Below are 1,981 nucleotides of genomic sequence, written 5' to 3'. Positions count from 1 at the left end.
GCGTCATAGTTGGTAGCTGTTGGTAGCCTGCCTGGTGATCACTTCTGGGCATCCGATGGGCGATTGATTGTCGCTAAAGCTCGTCGTGGATTCGTGCCATAGCAACTTGACCTGGCGCCGACCGTGATTCGACGGCGCATTTGGCGTCACTGRGCACGCGATTATCTGGAAATGCTTGACGGGATGCAGGCTCCCCGTTGAGAAAGAAGTGGCCTTCCGCTTGGGACAATGTAAGTACCACCAAACAAACCCCCAAGACAGAAGGCCACCACGTGACATCATGCCAGCCTGACCCCTGCATGTCCAACGAGCCTGTCGATTGCGAGCAGCTCGACATCTCCAGCCTGCTCGCGATGCTCGGCGAAATTCCCGACCCACGTAAGGCGAAGGGAGCGATCTACAGCCTGCGGTACATCCTGTCGACCTCGCTTGTCTCGACGATGACCGGCGCAAAGCGCCTCAGTGAGATCGGCCGCTGGGCGGCGAGAATCCCTCAGCCCCTACTGGCCCGGCTGGGAGCACCTTACGATCACTTCCTCGGACGGTACCGAGTACCCAGCGAGAAGACGATCCGCAGGGTCCTCCAGGTCATCGACGTCGCGGCACTGGACGCYCGCATCGGTTGCTGGCTGTTCGCGCAGACCACCTGGGAGAACGGGGAGCATATCACCATCGCGGTCGATGGCAAGGTCATGCGTGGCGCCTGGGTAGATGAGAAGACACAGGTCAAGCTACTCGCCGCGATGATCCACGGCAGGGGTCTCGTCATCGGACAGATCCGTATCCCCGACGACACCAACGAGATCACCCAGGTCGAAAATCTGCTCGACCAGCTTCCGGAAATGYCAGGACATCCGACCGTGACCCTCGACGCGGCKCATACGCAGGACGACACCGCAAAGGACATCGTCAAGCACGGAATGGACTACGTGATGACGGTGAAGGGGAATCGCCCGACCCTCAAAAGGCAGACATTCGAACGGGTCCTTCCGCTTCTCCAGGAACCAGCCCACCACGAGGTCCAGGAACGCGGACACGGCCGGATCAAAAACTGGCAGACCTGGACTACGAAAGCCGACGGCATCGAGTTCCCACATGTCAACAAGGCGGCCATCATCCGGCGAGACGAGTTCGACCTCACCGGAGTTCGCCTCACCCGCGAATACGCCCTCGCCCTCACCAGYGCTACGGGCACGCACGCYACAGCGTCATACTTCCACTCCCACGTCCGCGGCCAATGGGGCATCGAGAACGAGATCCACTACATTCGCGACACTGCCTGGCGTGAGGACGACGATCCGATCTATACCGGGAACACGAATCAGGCTTTCGCGAGCCTCCGGAACCTGACCATCGGAATCCTCCGCCTCAACGGCAGGAGGAAAATCAAGGAAACCCTGGAGGACGTCGCCGCCGATCGCCACGCGGCACTCGACCTGCTCGTCACAGCCTGTAGCGGATCAAAGCGGTGAGCTACCTCGCCGGAGCCCTGGCTTACGGCCCTGACCAGTCGGGTCGAGGCTCATGACCGCCATGTAGATGCACTTCAGCGCGGCGGTCTCGTTCGGGAAGTGCCCACGGGCCCGGACCGCGCGGCGGCGGATCCGGGCGTTGACGCTCTCGATCGCGTTGGTCGAGCAGAACACCCTGCGGATCTCCGCGTCGAAGGCMAGAAACGGCGTGAACTCGGCCCAGGCGTTCTCTCACAACCTGACGATCGCCGGATAACGGGCGCCCCAGGCCTCGGCGAACTCCGCCGGGTAGCCCGGGGGGATCTCACCCCCGGGCCCCCACAGAACGCAGCGTGACAGTCTCCCGTCACTGCGCTCGTCTCATCCAGTCCGTCAGAAACTGGTGATCCACGCCCAGTGGGCGAACAGGCGGGGCTTCCTGCGTAGGAGCCCCTTCCACCATCTGAGGAGTGAATTGCTGGACCGCGGAGGGGCTGGTTCCGGGCATGCGGGAAGGCGCTGGGAGCCGG

1 protein-coding gene and 1 pseudogene are annotated in these 1,981 nt (G+C 62.4%); one reads left to right on the top strand and one right to left on the bottom strand.

Annotation, left to right across the window (positions count from 1 at the left end; translation table 11 throughout):
• Window positions 1–197 precede the first annotated feature (197 nt).
• Entirely contained in the window at window positions 198–1,472 is a 1,275-nt protein-coding gene (locus Manayef4_RS02875; RefSeq protein WP_254665429.1) for an ISAs1 family transposase, read from the top strand.
• Window positions 1,473–1,496: 24 nt separating this feature from the next.
• Here Manayef4_RS02875 and Manayef4_RS22305 read toward each other — a convergent pair.
• Window positions 1,497–1,754: pseudogene (locus tag Manayef4_RS22305) on the bottom strand (transposase); the annotation flags it as partial.
• Window positions 1,755–1,981 lie beyond the last annotated feature (227 nt).

The sequence above is a fragment of the Frankia sp. CgMI4 genome, assembly GCF_001756285.1.
GTDB classification, from domain to species: Bacteria; Actinomycetota; Actinomycetes; order Frankiales; family Frankiaceae; genus Frankia; species Frankia casuarinae.
Note: the sequence above shows the minus strand (reverse complement) of the source record. Positions and strands in the feature narration are given on the sequence as shown.